We start from the raw sequence: 19039 nt of genomic DNA on the forward strand, positions 1-19039 counted from the left end.
GAGACCTACGGTAGGTCGCCGAAAAAACCTACTGTGGGTCGCCTCACCGACCTACGGTAGGTCGGTCGAGCGACCTACCGTAGGTTTCACAGCCCCCCCTCCCTTAGACCTTCTTCTCCCGACCTACCTAATCGTCGAGAGCGAACGAAGACAAAGGGGAAAATACAGAGCGCGCCCCACCACCTAGCACTCTAGGTGATGGGGCGCACTCTATCTCGTTGAGTTCCTCGGATTAGGGCTTAGTCTTCGCCTTCGCTAGACTCTTCGCTCGGCTGGAGTGCAGGCGAAAGGGTCTTCTTCGTCTTCGCCCCAAGGGTCTTCAGCTTATCGAAGCGACCCAAGACATTACCACGTCCATCTCGGAGTTGGCCCTTAGCTTCGGCAAAGGCTGTCTGAGCATCGGCGAGCTTGCCCTCGATCTTGAGGAAGGTCTCGGAGAAGGTGACGAACTTGTCATACAGCTTGCCCGCCTCATCGACGATGTCCATCACGTTACGCTGCTGGCTATCTCGCTGCCACATATCCTGCGCCATGCGAAGAGCGGCGATGAGGTTCGTCCCGTTGATCAGGACGACATTCTTCTGATAGGCTTCTTCCCAGAGTGTGGGCTCCTCGGAGAGAGCTAGCGTGTAGGCCGGCTCGTTGGGGATGAAGAGCATGACGAAGTTCGCTGAGCCGAGCGCATACTCCTCATACTTCTTACCCGAAAGCTCTTGGATGTGCTTACGAAGACTCGTGATGTGCTCCCGAAGGGCGATTGCTCGATCCGCATCAGCCTCTGCTGCGACATAGCGAGCATAGGCCGTGAGGCTGACCTTGCTGTCGATGACTACGGCTCCACGATTGGGGTAGCGTACGATGACATCGGGACGCAAGCCTCCTCTATTCCCCTCAGTAGTGATGACAGAGCCCGCTTCATCTCGAAGTGTCTCCTGCACGAAGTAGTGCTCCCCACGGATGAGGCCACTTTGATCGAGGATGCGCTCTAGGATCAGTTCACCCCAGTCGCCTTGTACCTTGCTATCCCCACGGAGGGCACGGGTGAGGCTCGTCGTCTCGTCGCTGATCTCTTGACTGCGAAGGATGAGCTTCTCGATGGAGTCCTTCAAGCTAAATCGCTCCCGAGACTCATCGGTATAAGCCTTCTCCACCTGCTCTCCGAAGCGCTTCAGATCTTCTCGAAGGGGCGAAAGCGTCTCCTTAGCCCGCTTGTCAAGGTCCTCGGTGCGCTCCCTCATGATGTCATTAGCTACCGAACGGAAGCTATCACGTAGCTCTTCGACGAGGTGCGTCTTCTCCTCACGGAGCTTCTCTAGTTCGGCGAGTAGAGCCTTACGCTCAGTATCGGTGGCAGAGAGGCGAAGGGCGGTATCCGTAGCCGTCTGCTGGAGTTCGGCATAGGAAGAGCGTAGGCGCTGAAGTTCGTCTGTCACCCCCCGAAGCTCCGAACTCATCGAAGCTAGACGGATCGCACGATCCTGCCCTTCCTGCTGAGACTGCTCCAGCTGACTCTTGGATTCCTCTAGCGAGCGTTGCGCTTGAAGGAGGTGCTCCTCAGCTTGCTTCCTCAGCTCTTGATCTTGCATGGCAGAGGAGGCTAGCTCCTTGTGACGCTTCGTCTCAAGTACATAGAGAATGAGAAGGAGGAAGCACAGCCCCCCTAGAACGTAGATCATAGGTCGATAAGTCGCAGATAAATGAATGAATATGCAGAATTTCTTCGGGCAAAAGTAAGGAGAAGCGTACGGACTGCCAAGCTCTTCGCCCCTCAGGGACAACCACAAAGAGGCAGATTGCTTGCTCCTTAGCCTAAGAAGTCACTATCCAAGATCGTCAAGGCCTCACTCCCGAGAGGCTGCGTGTGATCGATCCGGATGAGTCGCTGGTTGCTACTTCCTCGGAAGTAGAGTCGAGGGTCGAAGAGCGCTTGCACGAAAGGACCATCGACGAGGACATCAATGTATTCGAGTGCTGGACGATGCTCCTCGGAGCGCAGAAGGTATTCAATCGTGAAGCCCGTGTAGCACCAGATGTTCTTCCCCGTCTCTACTCGGAGGCGGTGCAGCAGGCTCGCTAGATCCTTGGGATTGTAGAAGGGATCTCCCCCAGAGACAGTGATCCCATCCAGTAGCGGGTTGCTCCGTATCTCTTGGACGATCTCCGAGAGGACTTCCTCCGTGAGCGGGATCCCTCCATCGCCCGACCAGCTCTCTGGATTGTGACAGCCTGGGCAAGCATGACGACAGCCAGCTAGATAGATCGAGTAGCGAAGACCTGGGCCATCACTAATACTCTCCCGATAGACGTTGAGCAGACGCACCGCTTGAAGGTTAGGATAAGGGGTTGATTAGAATAAGGAGGGGGTAATAAAGACCCGAGCTCTAGAGACGGGCTCGTCTCCAGAGCTCGGGATCTTCTCTTGTGTGAAAGAGGTAAGGTAGCTAAGGCTAGTGATGCTTCACTCGGTCACGCTCTTCGGCTTGCTTAGCCGAGTTCCAGCTCTCAAGGCTTCCTGTGAGGTAACCCGTGATACGGCGCAGACGAGCGATGCGGTCACTCTTGCAGACGGGGCACTTATCGTAGATGATCCCTCGGTAGCCACAGCATTGGCAGGTATCGACAGGATGATTGATCGAGCCGTAGCCGATACCCTCATCCTTCATCGTCTTGACAAGCTTGAGGATGACTGAGACATTCTTCTTGGCTTCGCCATCAAGCTCGATATAGCTGATGTGTCCGCCCAAGGTGATCGCATGGAAGGGTGCTTCACGATGGATCTTCTCAAACATCCCGATCTCTTCCTTGACATCGACATGGAAGGAGTTCACGTAGTAGTCTAGCTCATTCACTCCCTTGATGACCCCATAGCGCTTGCGGTCCATACGAGTGAAGCGTCCCGAGAGCCCTTCAGCTGGGGTAGCGAGGACGGAGTAGTTCAGTTTGTACTTATCCTTGTACTCCTTGACGACCTCGTTCATGACTTGGATAGCTTCGTAGAGCGTATCCCAAGCTTCCTGATTACGGCCATGCCCTTCGCCATAGATAGCGACCATGGCATTGTGTCCGCCGAGGAAGCCGATACCGAGCGTACCGCTATTGAAGACATCTCCGACTTCTTCCTGTGGAGAGAGCTTAGCTCCACCCTTCCAGACATCGTTGCCCATCATGAAGGGGAACTGGCGGGCTAGAGCCGAGCGCTGGTAGAGGTAGCGCTCATAGAGCTGCTCTGCGATGAATCGTGCTACCTCACGCACCGAGCTAAGGAAGAGCTCCTTGGATCGCTGACGGCGCTCCTGCTCCGTCCCTTCAGGGAGCTCACGACCAGCCTCGATCGTAGCTTCGATCGCTAGTCGGGGTAGGTTCATCGTCGTGAAGGAGAGGTTACCTCGTCCGACAGAAGTCTTGGGTCCGTTGAGGTTCTCAAAGACGCGCGTGCGACAACCCATGGTAGCGATCTCGTGGAGATAACGCTTAGGATCATCAGCTCGCCAGAGCTCATGCTTATTGAACGGGGTATCGAGGAAGAGGAAGTTAGGGAAGAGGGCATGCGAGGTCGTGCAGCACGCAGCTAAGAGGAGGTCGAAGTTGGGAGCTTCGAAGGCATACTTCCCCTTCAGCGCTCCAGCAAAGTCCGATTGGGCTAGCTCGTAATCCGCCTCGGTGTAGTTCACCCCTTCCTTAACCTTGAAGATCTGGATCGGGAAGATGGGTACCTCACCTTGTCCCAGACCTTCGATCGTAGCGGAGAGAAGTTCACGGATGACCATACGACCTTCCTCAGAGGTATCAGTCCCATAGTTCACAGAACTGAAGACGACCTGATTCCCTCCTCGGGAATGCATCGTATTAAGGTTATGGATGAAGCCCTCCATCGCCTGATGCGTATCTCGCTCCGTCCGACGATAGGCCTCCTCAAGGGCTAGGCGAACGACCCGATCTGGGAGCTCCTTGTGAATGGAGCGTAGCTGATCTGCCAGCGTCTGGATCGCCTCCTCAGAAGCAGAGAGCTTAGGGTTCAATGCTCTTAGATCCTCCGTGAAGGCTTGACGCTGCTGCGTATCGAAGGACTCTTCACGCAAGAGAGCTAGGGCATAGAGCAGACGATCGGAGAGGTGACGAATAAAAGACTTGCGTACCCCAGGAGCCATGAAGAAATCAAAGGCTGGGATCGCTTGCCCCCCATGCTGCTCATTCTGATTCGTCTGGAAGACGATCGTCGCAAGCGTGGCATAGCTCTGGATGCTCTGAGGTGTACGGATGCTACCATTCTTGGTATGGAATCCTCGCTCGAAGAGATCCTCTAGGTCATACTGTACACAGGTAGCCGTCTTCGTAGGATAGTAGTCCAAGTCATGGATGTGGATATCTCCAGCAGCATGGGCACGGGCATACTGAGGAGCTAGGAGATACTTCATCGCATAGTCCTTAGTCACCTCAGAGGCAAAGGTCATCATCTGGCCAGAGGGCGTATAAGCACTCATGTTGGCATTACCCAGATTGATATCGTTCTTCTCGATGGTTACGATGCCGTCCATCGTATGCTTAAGCGTCGTGCGTTTCTCACGCTCCACGGTACGCCACTCACGATAGATGATGTACTTCTTGGCCACCTGTGGATCGAGGATCATCAGCTCTGCCTCTACGAGGTCTTGTATCTCTTCGACAGCCACTTGCCCAGAGCGCTGACCTAGATCGATCTGAATCTTAGCCTCGATCTTCAGCGCATTCTCTTCTTCATCTTGAAGCCCTGCAGCACGGTAAGCCTTGAGGATAGCCCCACGGATCTTCTCTCCGTCGTAGGGCTGCTCGCTCCCATCGCGCTTCAGGATATAAATAAGCTCTTTTCCCATAACTCTTGATGTATGACTTGCGAAGTTAGTTTTGTTTTGGCGCTCCCTTGGTGCCTCCCTATACTTGGGTAGATCGGAGGGGATTACGATAGGGAACTAGGACAAATGTATACCTTTTATCCATAGGGTTACCCACCACACAAAGAAAAAGTTATCCACAAGCCTATGAACCCTTTCGCTATCAGCCTTTGCGCGTTTTTACATTTAGCGTGGCTCTTCGCCAAGGATGAAAGGCGAGGGGTAAAGAGCTCCAAGAGGCATCCCCACGATCAGGTATCTGAGCAGAGAATCAACGGGACGAGGAGAATCAAGGAGCTCTCCTAACAGACTCCTACGCTCGACGATTAAAGAGCGAGACTGCCCTTTCTCTTAAGACTTACCCCTCCTAATACAAAAGGCTGACCTCCCTAGTCGTGGAGGCCAGCCTTTGATTTTGCCAGAATTCACTCGAATGCTTACACCTTAGGAGTCAATACCTACTCTCATTTGAAGTGGAGAGAAGTGGCTCTAGCGTCCCTGATACATTTGCTCGTAGTAGGTCTCGTAGGCTCCAGAGGTGATGTTGTCAAGCCACTCTTGGTTCTCCAGATACCAACGTACCGTCAGCTCTACCCCTTCCTCGAACTGAAGGCTGGGCTTCCAGCCTAGCTCCTTATGTAGCTTGGAGGAGTCGATCGCATAGCGAAGGTCATGCCCTGCTCTGTCGGTCACATAGGTGATCAAGGGGAGAGAGTGTCCTTCAGGATTGCCTAGGAGTCGATCCACCGTAGAGATAAGCACCTTGATCAAGTCGATATTCTTCCACTCATTGAAGCCTCCGATATTGTACGTCTCAGCAGTGCGCCCCTCATGGAAGATCAAGTCGATCGCACGTGCATGGTCGACGACATAGAGCCAGTCACGCACATTCTCACCCTTGCCATAGACAGGCAGAGGCTTACCGTGACGGATATTGTTGATGAAGAGGGGGATCAGCTTCTCAGGGAACTGATAGGGCCCATAGTTATTCGAGCAGTTGGTCACCAGTGTCGGCATCCCATAAGTATCATGGTAAGCACGGACAAAGTGATCGCTGGAAGCCTTGCTTGCAGAGTAAGGGCTATGTGGATCATACTTGCGGTCCTCTGTAAAGAAGGTACCATCGAAAGCCAGCGTCCCATAGACCTCATCAGTAGAGATGTGATAGAAGCGCTTCCCTTCATACTTCTCTGGACGAGCCTCCCAGACTTCACGAGCGGCCTGAAGAAGAGAGAGTGTGCCTAGGACATTGGTCTTAGCGAAGGTGAAAGGATCCCGAATACTGCGGTCCACATGGCTCTCTGCTGCTAGATGGATGATCCCATCTACCTCATGCTCCTTCAGAATCTCTCTGATGCGCTCATAGTCACAAATATCCTCTCGTACGAAGAGGTAATTCGGTGCTTGCTCGATGTCCTTGAGATTAGCCAGATTGCCCGCATAAGTCAGTTTATCCAAGTTGATGATGCGGTAGTCTGGATACTTATTCACCATCAGACGGACGACATGTGAGCCGATAAATCCAGCTCCACCTGTGATCAGTAGGGTGCGCTTGTATTGCATAGCGTGATTGATATTTTTTGATTTCTAGTAAAGCAAGTCATGTATATCGAAGAGACGCTCAGCCTCTTTAAGTCTGGGGTGTCGCTTGTCCTTCTCCGAGAGGTTCACCTGATCGGCTGGTATGCGCCAGTCGATCGCCAGATCGGGATCATCCCAAGCGATCGCACCCTCGCTCTGAGGAGCATAATAGTTGTCACACTTGTACTGGAAGACTACTTCAGGAGAAAGTACACTAAAGCCGTGAGCAAAGCCTCGGGGGATGAAGAGTTGGCGATGATTATCCTCACTCAGCTCCACAGCCACATGCTGTCCGAAGGTCTTTGATCCTCGGCGTATATCTACAGCTACATCGAGGACAGCGCCACGTACGACACGCACGAGCTTGCTCTGAGCATAGGGAGGAAGCTGGAAGTGCAGCCCACGGATCACTCCGTAGCGGGAATAACTTTCATTGTCTTGTACGAAGTCTGTCGCGCAGACGTGCTCTTTGAAGGAGGCTGCACTGAAGGACTCAAAGAAGTAGCCACGATCGTCTCCGAAGACCCGAGGCTCTAGGATCACAACTCCCTCAATTGAGGTAGGCTCTATATTCATTATCTCGCTGTATCTATATGGTGAACATGGTGGACTAGCGCCTATTCTTCAGAAGCGAGAGGAGGTACTGTCCATACTGGTTCTTGCTCAGAGACTCTCCGATCTGCTGGAGCTTCTCCTTGGTGATCCACCCCTGGTGATAGCCGATCTCTTCGAGGCAAGCAATCTTGAGGCCTTGGCGCTTCTCTAGAGTCTCTACAAATGTGGAAGCTTCGGAGAGCGAATCATGGGTACCTGTATCCAGCCAAGCAAAGCCTCGGCCAAGCGTCTGCACCTTCAGAGCACCTTGCTTCAAGAAGGCTTCATTGACTGAAGTGATCTCCAGCTCACCACGGGCTGAGGGCTTAACTTTCTTAGCCACTTGCACCACCTCATTCGGGTAGAAATAGAGACCGACGACAGCGTAGTTGCTCTTCGGGTGCTTGGGCTTCTCCTCGATCGAGAGGCAATTCCCCTCGTCATCGAACTCGGCTACACCATACCGCTCTGGGTCATTGACTCTATAGCCAAAGATGGTAGCCCAGCCTTGCTCTGCGTCTGTCACAGCCTGTGTGAGCATCTGACTGAAGGACATTCCATAGAAGATATTATCCCCTAGTACAAGACAAACGGAGTCGTCCCCGATGAACTCTTCCCCGATGAGAAAGGCTTGCGCCAGCCCGTCGGGCGAAGGTTGCTCGGCATAGCAAAACGAGACTCCATAGTCACTCCCATCACCCAGCAGACGACGGAAACCTGGTAGATCCTGCGGTGTCGAGATAATCAAGATCTCACGTATCCCAGCGAGCATGAGCACCGAAGCTGGATAGTAGATCATTGGCTTGTCATAGATGGGGAGAAGCTGCTTGCTCACCCCTTTAGTGATGGGATAGAGGCGTGTACCAGTACCGCCTGCTAGTATGATTCCTTTCATATTCGCTACTTAATTATCTCTACTTGGAGGTCTACCATTGAGAAGGATCAGCGATAGGGAATCCCCTTCGCTCCTATTCTCCTCTACGAAGATAGGACATTCCGCTTATCGCACCTAGTTAAGATTAGATACAGAGGCATATAAGGGTCAGCTACCACACCCTAGTCTCTAAAAAATGAATAGTCCCCATCGTAGATGCCTTATGTGCAGACTACGATGGGGACTAGTTAGGATCTGAGGTAAGGGATAGGACTATTCTTCGTCCTCTTCTTCCTGCATGTTGGTGAAGACGTTCTGTACATCCTCGTCTTCCTCCAGCTTATCGATGAGCTTAGCTAGGGTCTCACGCTGCTCTGGAGTGACAGGCTTAGTGTCGTTCGGCAGACGGACGAACTCCGCAGAGGAGATCTCATAGCCAGCCTCTTCGAGGTAGGACTGGATCTGTGCATTGGCAGAGAAGGCACCATAGAGGATGATCTCATTCTCATCCTCCTCGAGCTCATCTACTCCGTAGTCGATGAGCTCAAGCTCAAGCTCCTCGAGGTCCATCCCCTCCTTCTTCACGATATGGAAGATACACTTGTGGTCGAAGAGGAATTCGAGGCTACCCGAAGTACCGAGGTTGCCACCGAACTTATTGAAGTAGCTACGCACGTTGGCTACGGTACGGGTCGTATTGTCCGTAGCCGTCTCGACGAAGATAGCGATACCGAAGGGACCATAGCCTTCGTAGTTCATCTCCTTATAGTCGGAGAAGTCCTTCGAGCTAGCCTTCTTGATAGCACGCTCAACGTTCTCCTTAGGCATGTTCTCCTTCTTAGCTGTCTGCATGAGCACACGCAGGCGAGGGTTGGTCTCAGGCTCTGGGCCACCAGCCTTGACAGCGATCGTGATTTCCTTACCTAGCTTAGTGAAGACACGGGCCATATTACCCCAGCGCTTCATCTTACGAGCTTTACGATATTCAAATGCTCTTCCCATAAATAACTTATCGTGATGGTTGGTTCTTTGGTCTCTTATCTTAGTTCAGCTCCGAAGGTATCCTCGAGGCTCTTACGAATCTTCGCCATGATCGCATCGATCTGCTTATCGCTCATCGTGCGCTCCGTATCCTGCAGGAAGAAGGAGAGGGCATAGCTCTTCTTGCCTGCGGGGAGGTTCTTCCCTTCGTAGACATCGAAGAGGGTACAATCCTTAAGCAACTTCTTCTCCGTACGGCGAGCTACCTCTGCCAGCTCTGCGAAGGTCGTCTGAGCATCGATGAGCAGAGAGAGGTCTCGGCGGACGACGGGGAACTTCGGCAGCTCGGTGATCTCGACCTTAGTGCGGTCGGCGAGGCGATTGAGGTGCTCCCAGTTGACGGAGGCATAGTAGACAGGTAGGTCGATGTCCCACTTCGCAAGCAAGGCGGGCTTCACCTGCCCAAGGACAGCGATCTCCTTGCCATCGAAGGTGCGGTAAGCATAGCCTTTACCCGTGAAGATATCCAGCTCTACCGCCTCGGCCTTGAGGCTACGCTCCCCTACTCCTAGTCGCTCAAAGAGGTGAAGGAGGTGTGCCTTGAGCTCGAAGGGCGAAGCTGGCTCATCGGGATGTGCCCAGCTATTCTGCACACGCTCACCTGCGACCCAAAGGCCGAGGTACTGCGTCTCGCGGTAGCCAGCTAGTGTCGTAGCGGTAGACTTCTCGACTTCGGGAGCAGCCATGTAGCAGTTCCCCCATTCGTAGTAGTAGAAGCTCTTTTGCTGACGGCGGAGGTTACGGCTGATAGCAGAGAGCCCTCCGAAGAGGAGTGTCTGACGAAGGACATTCAGCTCACCACTGAGAGGATTGACCAGCAGCACAAGCTTCTCCTGTGGATAGGAGGTAAGCCCTTCGTAGTAAGCCTCCGAGGAGAGTGAATTATTCAGGAGTTCATTGAAGCCAGCTCCCGTCAGTTGCTCAGAGAGGAGGAGGCGACGGCTATAAGCTCGGTCAACGGCTCCCTTAGGGCTTAGGTTGGCATGGATGTAGCCACTCAGCTCGATATTGTTATAGCCATAGATACGCATGACCTCCTCGACGACATCGGCTTCGCGCGTGACATCGATACGATAGCGGGGCACACGGAGGCTCCAGAGGTCTTCGCTCTGGGCGACGATCTCGATCTCTAGGCTGCGGAGGATGCGCTCTACCTCATCTCGGGGGATGACCTTACCGATGAGGCTATCCATACGGCTGAGGCTAAGCTCTACGGCATAGGGCTCTGCCTTAACGGGATAGTGGTCGAAGCGTCCGCCATCGATATAGCTACCTGGGCAAAGCTCCAGTATGAGGGAGGCCGCACGGAGGAGTGCCCAAGTCGTACGATTGGGATCAAGGCCACGCTCGAAGCGGAAGGAGGAGTCGCTATTGACCCCAAGGCGGCGAGCGGTCTTACGCACCGAGGTAGCGTTGAAGTTCGCTGACTCGAGGAAGATATCCGTCGTTGTCTCTGTCGTACCTGCATCTAGGCCACCCATCACGCCAGCGACACAAAGCGGTTCGCCCGTCTTAGAGGCGATGACCAGGTCACGATCAGAGAGGGTCACCTCGCTCTTGTCGAGAAGCATCATCTTGCACTCACCTGCGAGCTTCACCGAGAGGGCACCTGCCGTCTTCGCTAGATCATAGGCATGGAGGGGCTGTCCAACTTCATGTAGGACGAAGTTCGTCACATCGACGACATTATTGATGGGTCGTAGGCCAAGGTTCTCTAGGGCATGGCGTAGCCAGTCTGGGCTCTCTGTGACCTTCAGACCACGGATGACCAGACCCTCGAAGCGAGGACAAAGGGTAGCATCGACCTCAATAGATACGGGGAGCGGACAAGCCCCTTCGGGAGAAGCAATGATCTCGGGGAGGGTCGCCACAGTAGGCTTCCCATTCTGCGTCAGATAGGCAGCTAGATCTCGTGCGACACCGTAGTGCGAAGTGGCATCGACACGATTGGGGGTGATATCTACTTCGATCACCGAGTCTGAGGTCACACCGAAGTACTCGGCAGCAGGCATACCGACTTGTACAGCATCAGCATCCAGCAGGATGATCCCACTATTGTCATGCCCTACGCCGATCTCCACCTCACTGCAGAGCATACCGAAGCTCTCTACGCCACGGATCTTGCTCTTCTTGATGGTGAAGGTCTCATCGCCTGAGCCTAGTACGGTGCCTAGGGTGGCTACGACGACGGCCTTGCCTGCAGCTACGTTAGGTGCTCCGCAGACGATCTGTAGGGGGGCTTCGCCTCCTATATCTACCGTGGTGACGTGGAGGTGATCAGAGTTGGCATGGGCATCGCAGGTCAAGACCCGACCGATGACCAGTCCCTTGAGGCCTCCAGGTATAGATTCGACTTCTTCTACTCCTCCTACCTCTAGACCTATAGAGGTGAGTGCCGTAGCGACTTCGTCTGGAGTCAGATCTGTGGCCACATAGCGACGCAGTAGATCGTAGGATATATTCATATTGGTTCGCTTATCGAATAGCTAGTATCCGTCAATAACGTTAATTTAGAGTACAAATGTACGAAAAGCCGAGTAGAAACGAGGTGACGGAGCTTCCAAGCCTAGGGCAAAGGCATCCCCCATCACATGGCGAGTCCCCCTAGGAGAACAGCCGCTTGGGAGCAGGAGAAGAGCTATCCCCAAAAACGACCTACCGTAGGTCGTCTTTAAAACCCACTGTGGGTCGTCGATGCGACCTACCGTAGGTCGTCAAGGCGACCCACCATAGGTTTCCGAAGCCTCCTTCCCGAGTCCCTTCATCTCTGGCTCCACTGGCTCGTCAGCAGAGGGAGAGGAGGAGGATGTCTAGGATAGGGACTACCTACGACGGGATGCTTGCCTCGTCGTTATTCTCCCAGTATCTCAGCTTTGTGAGCCAGATAAGTAGAAATATCCTTATCACCTCGCCCGCTCACCGTGAGTACGACTACATCCTCTCTCTGGAACTTCATGTGAGGAAGGAGGGCTAGGGCGTGGCTACTCTCTAAGGCTGGGATAATCCCTTCCAAACGTGTGAGTTCGAACGCTGCACGCAAGGCTTCATCGTCATCGATGGACAGTACCTCCGCACGCTCTTCTACAGCTATATGAGAGATCAGTGGGCCAATACCTGGATAATCCAACCCCGCAGAGATCGAATAGGGCTCTTGCACTTCACCCTCGGGTGTTTGGATGACGAGGGTACGACTTCCGTGCAAGACACCTTCTCTACCGATATTGATGGTGGCCGCTGTCTCTCCGCTATCTTTCCCATGACCGCCAGCTTCTCCTAAGACGATACGCACACGGCGATCATCAAGATAGTGGTACATCGTACCAGCTGCGTTGGATCCTCCTCCGATACAAGCCAATAGATAGTCGGGATAGTCACGTCCTTCCTTCTCTTGTAGCTGTGCCTTGATCTCCTTGCTGATGACACTCTGCAGACGTGCCACCATATCGGGGTAAGGATGTGGACCTACCGCCGAGCCGATCAGATAGAAGGTATCTTCGGGAGATTCGCACCAAGCCGTGAGGGCCTCATTCACGGCATCCTTCAGCGTTTGGTTACCGCTCTTTGCTGCGATGATGGTAGCACCGAGCATCCGCATGCGCTCTACATTGACATGCTGGCGCTCCACATCGACTGCGCCCATATAGATATGGCACTCCATCCCCATGAGGGCACAAGCGGTGGCGGTAGCTACACCATGCTGGCCTGCTCCCGTCTCTGCGATGATACGATGCTTACCCATCTTCTTGGCCAGCAGGATCTGACCGAGGGCATTGTTGATCTTGTGCGCCCCCGTGTGGTTGAGATCTTCACGCTTGAGATAGATCTTCGCACCATACTTATCACTGAGTCGGCGTGCATGGTAGAGAGGGCTGGGGCGACCTACATAATCACGCAGCAAACTATGGTATTCCTCTTGGAACTCCTGACTCTCGATGATACTTAGGTACGAGCCCTGCAGCTCTTTGATGATGGGCTCAAGGATGGGTGGGACGAAGGCACCACCGAAGTTGCCATAAAAACCATTGGAATCTACTTGGAAAAGTGTCATAAGGATGGGGATTGGTGAGTGAAGAACTATAGCTAAGAAGAGGACTCGTGCAGGCGATGTCATTCTGCTGATCCGCACTCACGACAAGAGGCTTGCCGTGAGTCACGACAAGCCTCTATTATTATGTTGATGATGAATTTACAATAGGGACATGCAACGCCTAACTCACGATATTGCTATCTTGAGTGCGCCACCAACCTCTATTGTACATTCTTGTTGTCATATTCTTATGATCTGCAGCCGTTGATCAACGACGCATTGTATCTTTTGATTGTCCAAAGGTAGAAGGATTTCCTGAAATGACCAAGCATCGGCTTCCCTCCCCCTAGGCTAACTCATTCCCCCTTCGACATAGGGTACAGACCCGAGGCAATCCCCCCTTCTAGAGCAGGAGGAGAAGCCCCCTAAAAAACGACCTACCGTAGGTCGTCGAAAAAACCTACTGTGGGTCGTCCCTCCGACCTACCGTGGGTCGTCAAGGCGACCCACAGTAGGTTTTCGGCGGACACCATCGAGAAGCGTCCCTCCTAGGAGTGCTAGCCCATGGGCTGATAGAGGGGAAAAACACCAAGGTTATATCGCTATTTGATATATCTAACCTTTTATCTAACTTTGAGGTGAAGGAGGGGAGAAACCCTACAAACTCCCGCTCCCCAACGCATGTCACACGCCCCCTCGAGGGGAACTAAAAGCTATTCAACTATGGACATCAGAATTCAAGCCATCCACTTCGATGCCACAGAGCAGCTCAAGGCATTCATCCAGAAGAAGCTCGATAAGCTTAATCGCTTCGCAGATGACATCCAAGGCGCCGAAGTCGTCCTAAAGGTTGTCAAGCCCGAAATCTCCAACAACAAGGAAGCATCCATCAAGCTCAAGGTCAATGGCCCAGACTTCTTCGTAGACAAGACTGCAGATAGCTTCGAGGAAGCTATAGATAACTGCATCGATGTACTGAAGCGCAAGCTCGAGAAGCATAAGGAAGCCTAAGCCCGTACCGAGCTTGCCTCGATACACAAGAGCCCCCAATAGAGAGCATCTCTATCGGGGGCTTTCTTTTATCTAGACGGGAGCTCCATCTTCTTAGCATAGGATGGAGCTACCTAATAGCAGCCCCAGACCTTCGCCTAGCGAGGGTCTGGGGCTTACTTGTATCAGCTTCCCGTAGCCGAGGCTACAGAGAAGGAAGGACCTTAGCAGTAGAAGTAGCGATCGACGAGCTCCTTGAGGAACTGAGGATCAGCCTGTGCCTTAGCACGGAGATCTCCATCCTGATAAGCCTCGAGGTTGCGGATCAGCATATCGATCGTGATCGGATCGAAGACACCACGAGCTTCGTAGATAGCACGATGCTGGCGCAGGCGCTCTGCCGAAGCGACGCAAGATGCGGGCAGGCTATCCAGATGGGCCACGGCACCTGCGAACTCATCCTTGTGGATGTTCACAGCCACATAGGTATCCTTGGCGAGCTGCTCAGCATTGTCGATCTCGAAGCCATGGCGGACAGCGGTACAGATACCTGCCAGGAGGAGGTAGAGATTAGCTGAGCCGTCCGAAGCACGGAACTCGATCGTCTGCTTGTTGGTGTAGCGCTTGTCGCTGGGCGTTTCGAGCGGGTTGATGATGCTGCACATATCGACCTCTGCACTCCAGCCGAGGGGTACACGTACCAGAGCAGAGCGGTTGCGGTCACCCCAGCATACCGTCGTAGGAGCTTCCTGATGAGGTACGAGACGCAGGTAAGAAGTGGGGTTCGTGTTCCCGAAGGCCGTGAGCGAAGCAGCGAGGCTCATCATACCAGCCACAGCCTTGCGTGCGGTAGCCGTGAGTTCGCCAGCCTTGTCGACATACTGGTTCACACCATTCTTATCGACGATCTTGGTGTGGACGTGCATACCACTACCTGCCTTACCGACGATGATCTTAGGAGCGAAGGTGACCTTAAGCCCCATTCTCCAGCCGAGTTCGAAGAGGATCCACTTCCCGAGCTGGAGGTGCTGAGCAGCCTGCTCGACGGGTACGGGGAGGAATTCGATTTCGTTCTGCTCGTAGTTGAGTCCATCGGCGGTGAAGTTACCTACTTCGCCGTGGCCATACTTGATCTGACCACCGCATTCGCAGATGAGGCGCATAGCCCTAGCACGGAAGTCGATCTGCTTGCTGAAGGGGCCCATCTCGTGGTAGCCACGCTGGTCGACAGCTTCGTAGCCATCCTGCTGCTCATCGATGACATAGTACTCGAGTTCGCCCATGGCGTAGAACTCCAGTCCACCTGTCACTTCACGGAAGGCCTGAGCGGCACGGCGCAGGATCTCATCGGGAGCTGCCGAGAGAGGCTGACCGTTCTTGTCCATGTAAGCACAGAAGAAGGAGATCGTGGGCTCTTCGGCGAAGGGGTCCATGAAGGCCGAAGCGAACTGAGGCACGACATAGAGGTCAGACGACCCTGCTTCCATCAGACCGGGGAAGAGGCTGGATCCGTCCACACGCTCCCCAGAGGAGAGGACTTCATCGAGGTACTCTTCATCTTGGATGACGAAGTTCAGCACCTTGAGGCGTCCATCAGCTGCCGTGTAGCGGAAGTTGATCTCGTGGATGTTCTCGTCGAGGATGTACTTGATGATGTCTGCCTTGGTGAAGGCCTTGGGTTCCTTCCCGATAGCACGAGCTATGGGATTGAGGCTGTACTGCATAGTTGTTTGATGTAGGTGTTTAGTATGATAGTCAGGGGGGCATCTCATCCTGCGGGTGAGGTGTCGCTACCCAGGGACTTCTTAGTGGATTTGCTCTAAGCGATGATCTAGCGTTTGGACGATCTCTACGAGACCTTGGAGTTGGGTGAGTAGGTCGAAGACCGCATCTTGGCTGAGGACTCCCTGAGGGAGATCTTCGGGGAAGAGTCCTTGATTGCTATCCTCGTAGTCACGTCGCCAGTCAGGCGAGCAGTAGTAAGCGATGAGCTTCTCGAGACTCTGGACATCCGCAGTCATAGCTTCCAGGAGAGCCTCTCCCCTGTTGCCGAGGTCCACCCACCTGTTGAGAGCGTCCTCCATCTCACGTACTCGTGCGATGCGTCCTTCGTCCATATCCTGAGTCTTCGAATGCACTAGCAAATATACACATTAAAGTAGTACAAACTACCCCCTACGACACACAATTCTCGACACATTGACTAAGCCCCACACCAAGCCTCTAGGAGATAGATACTTGCCCTAGAAAATCAGGGGTAAATTCCCCTCAAAACTTCCTGCTACAGCCTAGGGAAACCCCAGCTTCGGACACTGGGCTCGGAGGCACCTTGCTCTAGCGCTAAAATAAAACCTACGGTAGGTCGCCTTGCCGACCCACGGTAGGTCGGTGAGACGACCCACGGTAGGTCGGTGAGACGACCCACAGTAGGTTTCTTTGGCGACCTACCGTAGGTCGTTTTTTACCCCTCCCAAAGCCTCTCAACAAAAGGTCTCTCAGGAGGGGCATCTTCCCCCGCCCCAAGAAAAGAAAGAGTACGACCCGAGGAGCCTCCTCCCCGAGCCGTACTCCTTCTCAGATCCGCACTGATCCGATCGGCACTCCTCTACATACGTGAGCGGAGTGCCTTAGCATTCTTACTAAGCTCCTTGCTCGAGAGCGAAGCCCCGAAGGAGTAGGAGACTCCCACATCGAAGGTATGAAGTGGCATGTAGTTGACGACCTCGATCTTATTCCCCTCGGAGACCATCGTGAGGTGGCTGTCCGTACGAATGAGGTTGTTGAGATTTGCCGTGAAGCGTAGCTTACCCTCTAGGAGGGCATAGGAGAGACCTACCCCCGTGAAGCACATCGAGGAGATGCGCCCTCCATTGGCGATCTGGGGCGAAAGGTAGGAGAGGAAGAAGGTGCCGGTGAAGGTCTTCGAGGGGTTGAAGAAGACCGTCCCATTGAGGCTAGCGCTGTAGGAGAAGCCCTTGTCCTCGCTCCGAGTCTGCCCCTGCTGAGCAAGATTGGAGGAGGTATAGTACAGGCTCTGCTGCACGTAGCACTGCAGGAAGGAGAGCGAGGTGAAGTAGTAGCTATTCTCCAGACCGAAACTGTACTGCGTCTCGGCATTGTCCGTTTGGTAGCGTGCTTCGTTGGTCTTGGGGTCGAGGGTGACGACCGCTGCGATCCCATCCCAGAGATAGGAACCCGTGGCCTGGAAATTCAGCTTCCCTCCGAAGGTATAGCCGAGTGTCACCGAGCCCCGCTTCGAAGCCCGAAGGTCCTCCTTCCCTACCATCAGACTATACTGATTCTCATAGGAGGGATAGGGGGAGAGCTGACCGAAATGTGGGCGGTCGAGGCGTACCGTCCCTTCGAGGTTGAAGGCGTGGCGCTCACTAGGGTTGTAGCCCAGATAGACGGTGGGGAAGAAGTTGACATAGTCCTTGAGATTGAGGCGGGCATGCCCTTGGGATTCGCCCGCTGCATGGGTGTACTCCATGCGTAGACCGCCACGGAGCTCCCACTGCTCCGACAGAGGCTGAGTGACGTCGGCATAGAGGGCGTAGACATGCTCGTCGAAGAGGATCGCATCGTCCCGCTTCCCCAGCGTCGTGTGGCGATGATAGGTATTGCGGTTGTCGGTACGTGTCCACGTCCCCTTCGCCCCCATACTGAGGATCGTCTTCCCTAGAGGCAGGGTCAGATCCACATTCGTTAGGTAGGAGCGGGTGCACTGTCTCGTAGCAGAGGTATAGGCGAAGTCTAGATCTGGGAGGCGATGCCCCTGTGGGGTCTCGGAGGTCGAAGCGAAGTCATGATCCCCCGACGAGGTGTAGCCGACATAGTCAGCGTCCCAGGAGATCTTGCGCCCAGGAGCGCTGGCAAAGGTCTTCTCCAGATGAAGGTTCAGGGAGCTATAGCCCACGTAGTTATCTTCGAGTCCTTGGGCAGGGACACGGAGGAGTTGCTCTAGTCCTCCAGAGGGAAGCATCTTATAGTTCTTCGTGATATTCGTGCGGGTGAACTTCTGCCACTCTGGTGTATAGGAGCCCGTCACCCCTATCGTGAGCTCTGGGGTGAAGGCGTAGTCCAGACCGCCACGGATCCCATAGTCCTTGCTCTTGAGCTTCATCTGGCTGAGGCTCTCCGAATAGAGGGCCGTCGAAGGGTAGGTCTTGTAGGTGTCGAAGCCCGCCTTGTAGTCGTAGGTCGAGCCGTTGAGGGTGAGCGAAGCCGAGAGCTTCCCCTGCTGATAGTTCAGATTGGTAGAGGCATTGTAGCTTGACTGACCTCGCTCCAGACCATAGCCGAGCGAAGCACTCCCCCCGAGGTAATCGTTCTTCGCACGCTTGAGGACAATATTGAGGATCCCAGCATTCCCCTCTGCTTCGTACTTGGCAGGAGGTGTGGTGATCACCTGCACTTCAGCGATATCCTCTTGGGTATAGGAGCGTAGGAGGTCGACGAGCGCCTTACCCGAGAGGCGGACACGCTTATCATTGATCAGTACGATGACCTTGCCCCGACCGATGATCGAGACCGCCTCATCAGTGACATGGAGGCCAGGGGTCTTCTTCAGCACATCCAGCGCATTCTGCGCCCCGAGGGCAAGTTGCTCCGCGTCGAAGACCAAGCGGTCAGCTCGGCGACTGATGATGGGGCGCTTGGCCGTGACCTCTACGGCCTTGAGCTCCTGAGCATCCTCACGAAGGAGAAGTTCCCCAAGGTCAAGCGTACCCGCACTTAGCGTCAAGCTCTTGACCAAGGGCTCGTAGCCCAGCGCCCGTACCTCGAGGAGGTAATTCCCGACAGCGACTGGTAGATGGAAGGCTCCCAGCGAGTCGGTCACCGCCCCCGTCACCATCGTGCTGTCCTTCGGGGAGCGCAGGAGGACATTGGCAAACTCTACAGGGGTGCGATCACCAGAGCGCAGTAGGATACCACGGATAGCCGTCCTAGGTGTCTGTGCCCATGTACCCCCGATCGCAAGGAAAGAGAATAGTAGTAGGAAGAAAGAGTGTCTCATATCGAACAGGTGTAATCAATCAGTGTTACACAGCAAAGGTACACATT

Annotated in this window: 13 protein-coding genes; 1 reads left to right on the top strand and 12 read right to left on the bottom strand. The window is 54.0% G+C overall.

The window, feature by feature from the left end:
- Window positions 1-239: 239 nt before the first annotated feature.
- From rmuC to trpB, 9 genes are all read right to left on the bottom strand, one after another.
- Window positions 240-1676 (bottom strand): DNA recombination protein RmuC, encoded by a 1437-nt coding sequence (gene rmuC / locus Q0336_RS00100; protein WP_298523974.1) that lies wholly within the window; start codon window positions 1674-1676, stop codon window positions 240-242.
- 128 nt (window positions 1677-1804) lie between these two features.
- Window positions 1805-2320, bottom strand: coding sequence for an anaerobic ribonucleoside-triphosphate reductase activating protein (gene nrdG / locus Q0336_RS00105; RefSeq protein ID WP_298523977.1), 516 nt, complete (start codon window positions 2318-2320; stop codon window positions 1805-1807).
- Between the two features lie 127 nt (window positions 2321-2447).
- Complete coding sequence (locus Q0336_RS00110) at window positions 2448-4850, bottom strand: anaerobic ribonucleoside triphosphate reductase (protein WP_298523980.1); 2403 nt, start codon at window positions 4848-4850, stop codon at window positions 2448-2450.
- Window positions 4851-5357: 507 nt separating this feature from the next.
- On the bottom strand, window positions 5358-6431 hold the full coding sequence (rfbB, locus tag Q0336_RS00115) for a dTDP-glucose 4,6-dehydratase (RefSeq protein WP_298523983.1): 1074 nt from the start codon (window positions 6429-6431) through the stop codon (window positions 5358-5360).
- A 24-nt stretch (window positions 6432-6455) separates the two neighbouring features.
- Entirely contained in the window at window positions 6456-7025 is a 570-nt protein-coding gene (gene rfbC / locus Q0336_RS00120; RefSeq protein ID WP_298523986.1) for a dTDP-4-dehydrorhamnose 3,5-epimerase, read from the bottom strand.
- Window positions 7026-7059: 34 nt separating this feature from the next.
- Window positions 7060-7938: a glucose-1-phosphate thymidylyltransferase RfbA gene (rfbA, locus tag Q0336_RS00125; RefSeq protein ID WP_298523989.1), complete on the bottom strand. Its 879-nt coding sequence runs from the start codon at window positions 7936-7938 to the stop codon at window positions 7060-7062.
- 252 nt (window positions 7939-8190) lie between these two features.
- On the bottom strand, window positions 8191-8919 hold the full coding sequence (locus Q0336_RS00130) for a YebC/PmpR family DNA-binding transcriptional regulator (RefSeq protein ID WP_298523991.1): 729 nt from the start codon (window positions 8917-8919) through the stop codon (window positions 8191-8193).
- Window positions 8920-8954: 35 nt separating this feature from the next.
- On the bottom strand, window positions 8955-11423 hold the full coding sequence (pheT, locus tag Q0336_RS00135) for a phenylalanine--tRNA ligase subunit beta (protein WP_298523994.1): 2469 nt from the start codon (window positions 11421-11423) through the stop codon (window positions 8955-8957).
- A gap of 386 nt (window positions 11424-11809) precedes the next feature.
- The gene (gene trpB, locus Q0336_RS00140) at window positions 11810-13006 is read right to left on the bottom strand and encodes a tryptophan synthase subunit beta (RefSeq protein ID WP_298523997.1); all 1197 of its coding nucleotides are present in this window, start codon (window positions 13004-13006) and stop codon (window positions 11810-11812) included.
- Between the two features lie 702 nt (window positions 13007-13708).
- Between trpB and raiA the strand changes: the two genes are divergently transcribed.
- Window positions 13709-13996 carry a ribosome-associated translation inhibitor RaiA gene (gene raiA, locus Q0336_RS00145; protein WP_021668028.1) on the top strand — a complete coding sequence of 96 codons (288 nt, stop codon included), beginning with the start codon at window positions 13709-13711 and terminating at the stop codon, window positions 13994-13996.
- A gap of 203 nt (window positions 13997-14199) precedes the next feature.
- On the opposite strand, the gene Q0336_RS00150 is transcribed toward raiA, so the two are convergent.
- From Q0336_RS00150 to Q0336_RS00160, 3 genes are all read right to left on the bottom strand, one after another.
- Window positions 14200-15699 (bottom strand): glutamine synthetase family protein, encoded by a 1500-nt coding sequence (locus Q0336_RS00150; protein WP_298524000.1) that lies wholly within the window; start codon window positions 15697-15699, stop codon window positions 14200-14202.
- 81 nt (window positions 15700-15780) lie between these two features.
- The gene (locus Q0336_RS00155) at window positions 15781-16092 is read right to left on the bottom strand and encodes a DUF4298 domain-containing protein (RefSeq protein ID WP_298524003.1); all 312 of its coding nucleotides are present in this window, start codon (window positions 16090-16092) and stop codon (window positions 15781-15783) included.
- 488 nt (window positions 16093-16580) lie between these two features.
- On the bottom strand, window positions 16581-18992 hold the full coding sequence (locus tag Q0336_RS00160) for an outer membrane beta-barrel protein (protein ID WP_298524006.1): 2412 nt from the start codon (window positions 18990-18992) through the stop codon (window positions 16581-16583).
- Between the last annotated feature and the right edge of the window lie 47 nt (window positions 18993-19039).

Source organism: uncultured Porphyromonas sp. (assembly GCF_938039215.1).
Taxonomy (GTDB): domain Bacteria; phylum Bacteroidota; class Bacteroidia; order Bacteroidales; family Porphyromonadaceae; genus Porphyromonas.

Bases quoted from the DNA above. Each gene is read 5' to 3' on its own strand.
- pheT (WP_298523994.1), bottom strand. From the start codon at position 11,423: ATGAATATATCCTACGATCTACTGCGTCGCTATGTGGCCACAGATCTG.
- raiA (WP_021668028.1), top strand. From the start codon at position 13,709: ATGGACATCAGAATTCAAGCCATCCACTTCGATGCCACAGAGCAGCTC.
- Q0336_RS00110 (WP_298523980.1), bottom strand. From the start codon at position 4,850: ATGGGAAAAGAGCTTATTTATATCCTGAAGCGCGATGGGAGCGAGCAG.
- Q0336_RS00155 (WP_298524003.1), bottom strand. From the start codon at position 16,092: ATGGACGAAGGACGCATCGCACGAGTACGTGAGATGGAGGACGCTCTC.
- rmuC (WP_298523974.1), bottom strand. From the start codon at position 1,676: ATGATCTACGTTCTAGGGGGGCTGTGCTTCCTCCTTCTCATTCTCTAT.
- rfbA (WP_298523989.1), bottom strand. From the start codon at position 7,938: ATGAAAGGAATCATACTAGCAGGCGGTACTGGTACACGCCTCTATCCC.
- rfbC (WP_298523986.1), bottom strand. From the start codon at position 7,025: ATGAATATAGAGCCTACCTCAATTGAGGGAGTTGTGATCCTAGAGCCT.
- trpB (WP_298523997.1), bottom strand. From the start codon at position 13,006: ATGACACTTTTCCAAGTAGATTCCAATGGTTTTTATGGCAACTTCGGT.
- rfbB (WP_298523983.1), bottom strand. From the start codon at position 6,431: ATGCAATACAAGCGCACCCTACTGATCACAGGTGGAGCTGGATTTATC.
- Q0336_RS00160 (WP_298524006.1), bottom strand. From the start codon at position 18,992: ATGAGACACTCTTTCTTCCTACTACTATTCTCTTTCCTTGCGATCGGG.
- Q0336_RS00130 (WP_298523991.1), bottom strand. From the start codon at position 8,919: ATGGGAAGAGCATTTGAATATCGTAAAGCTCGTAAGATGAAGCGCTGG.
- Q0336_RS00150 (WP_298524000.1), bottom strand. From the start codon at position 15,699: ATGCAGTACAGCCTCAATCCCATAGCTCGTGCTATCGGGAAGGAACCC.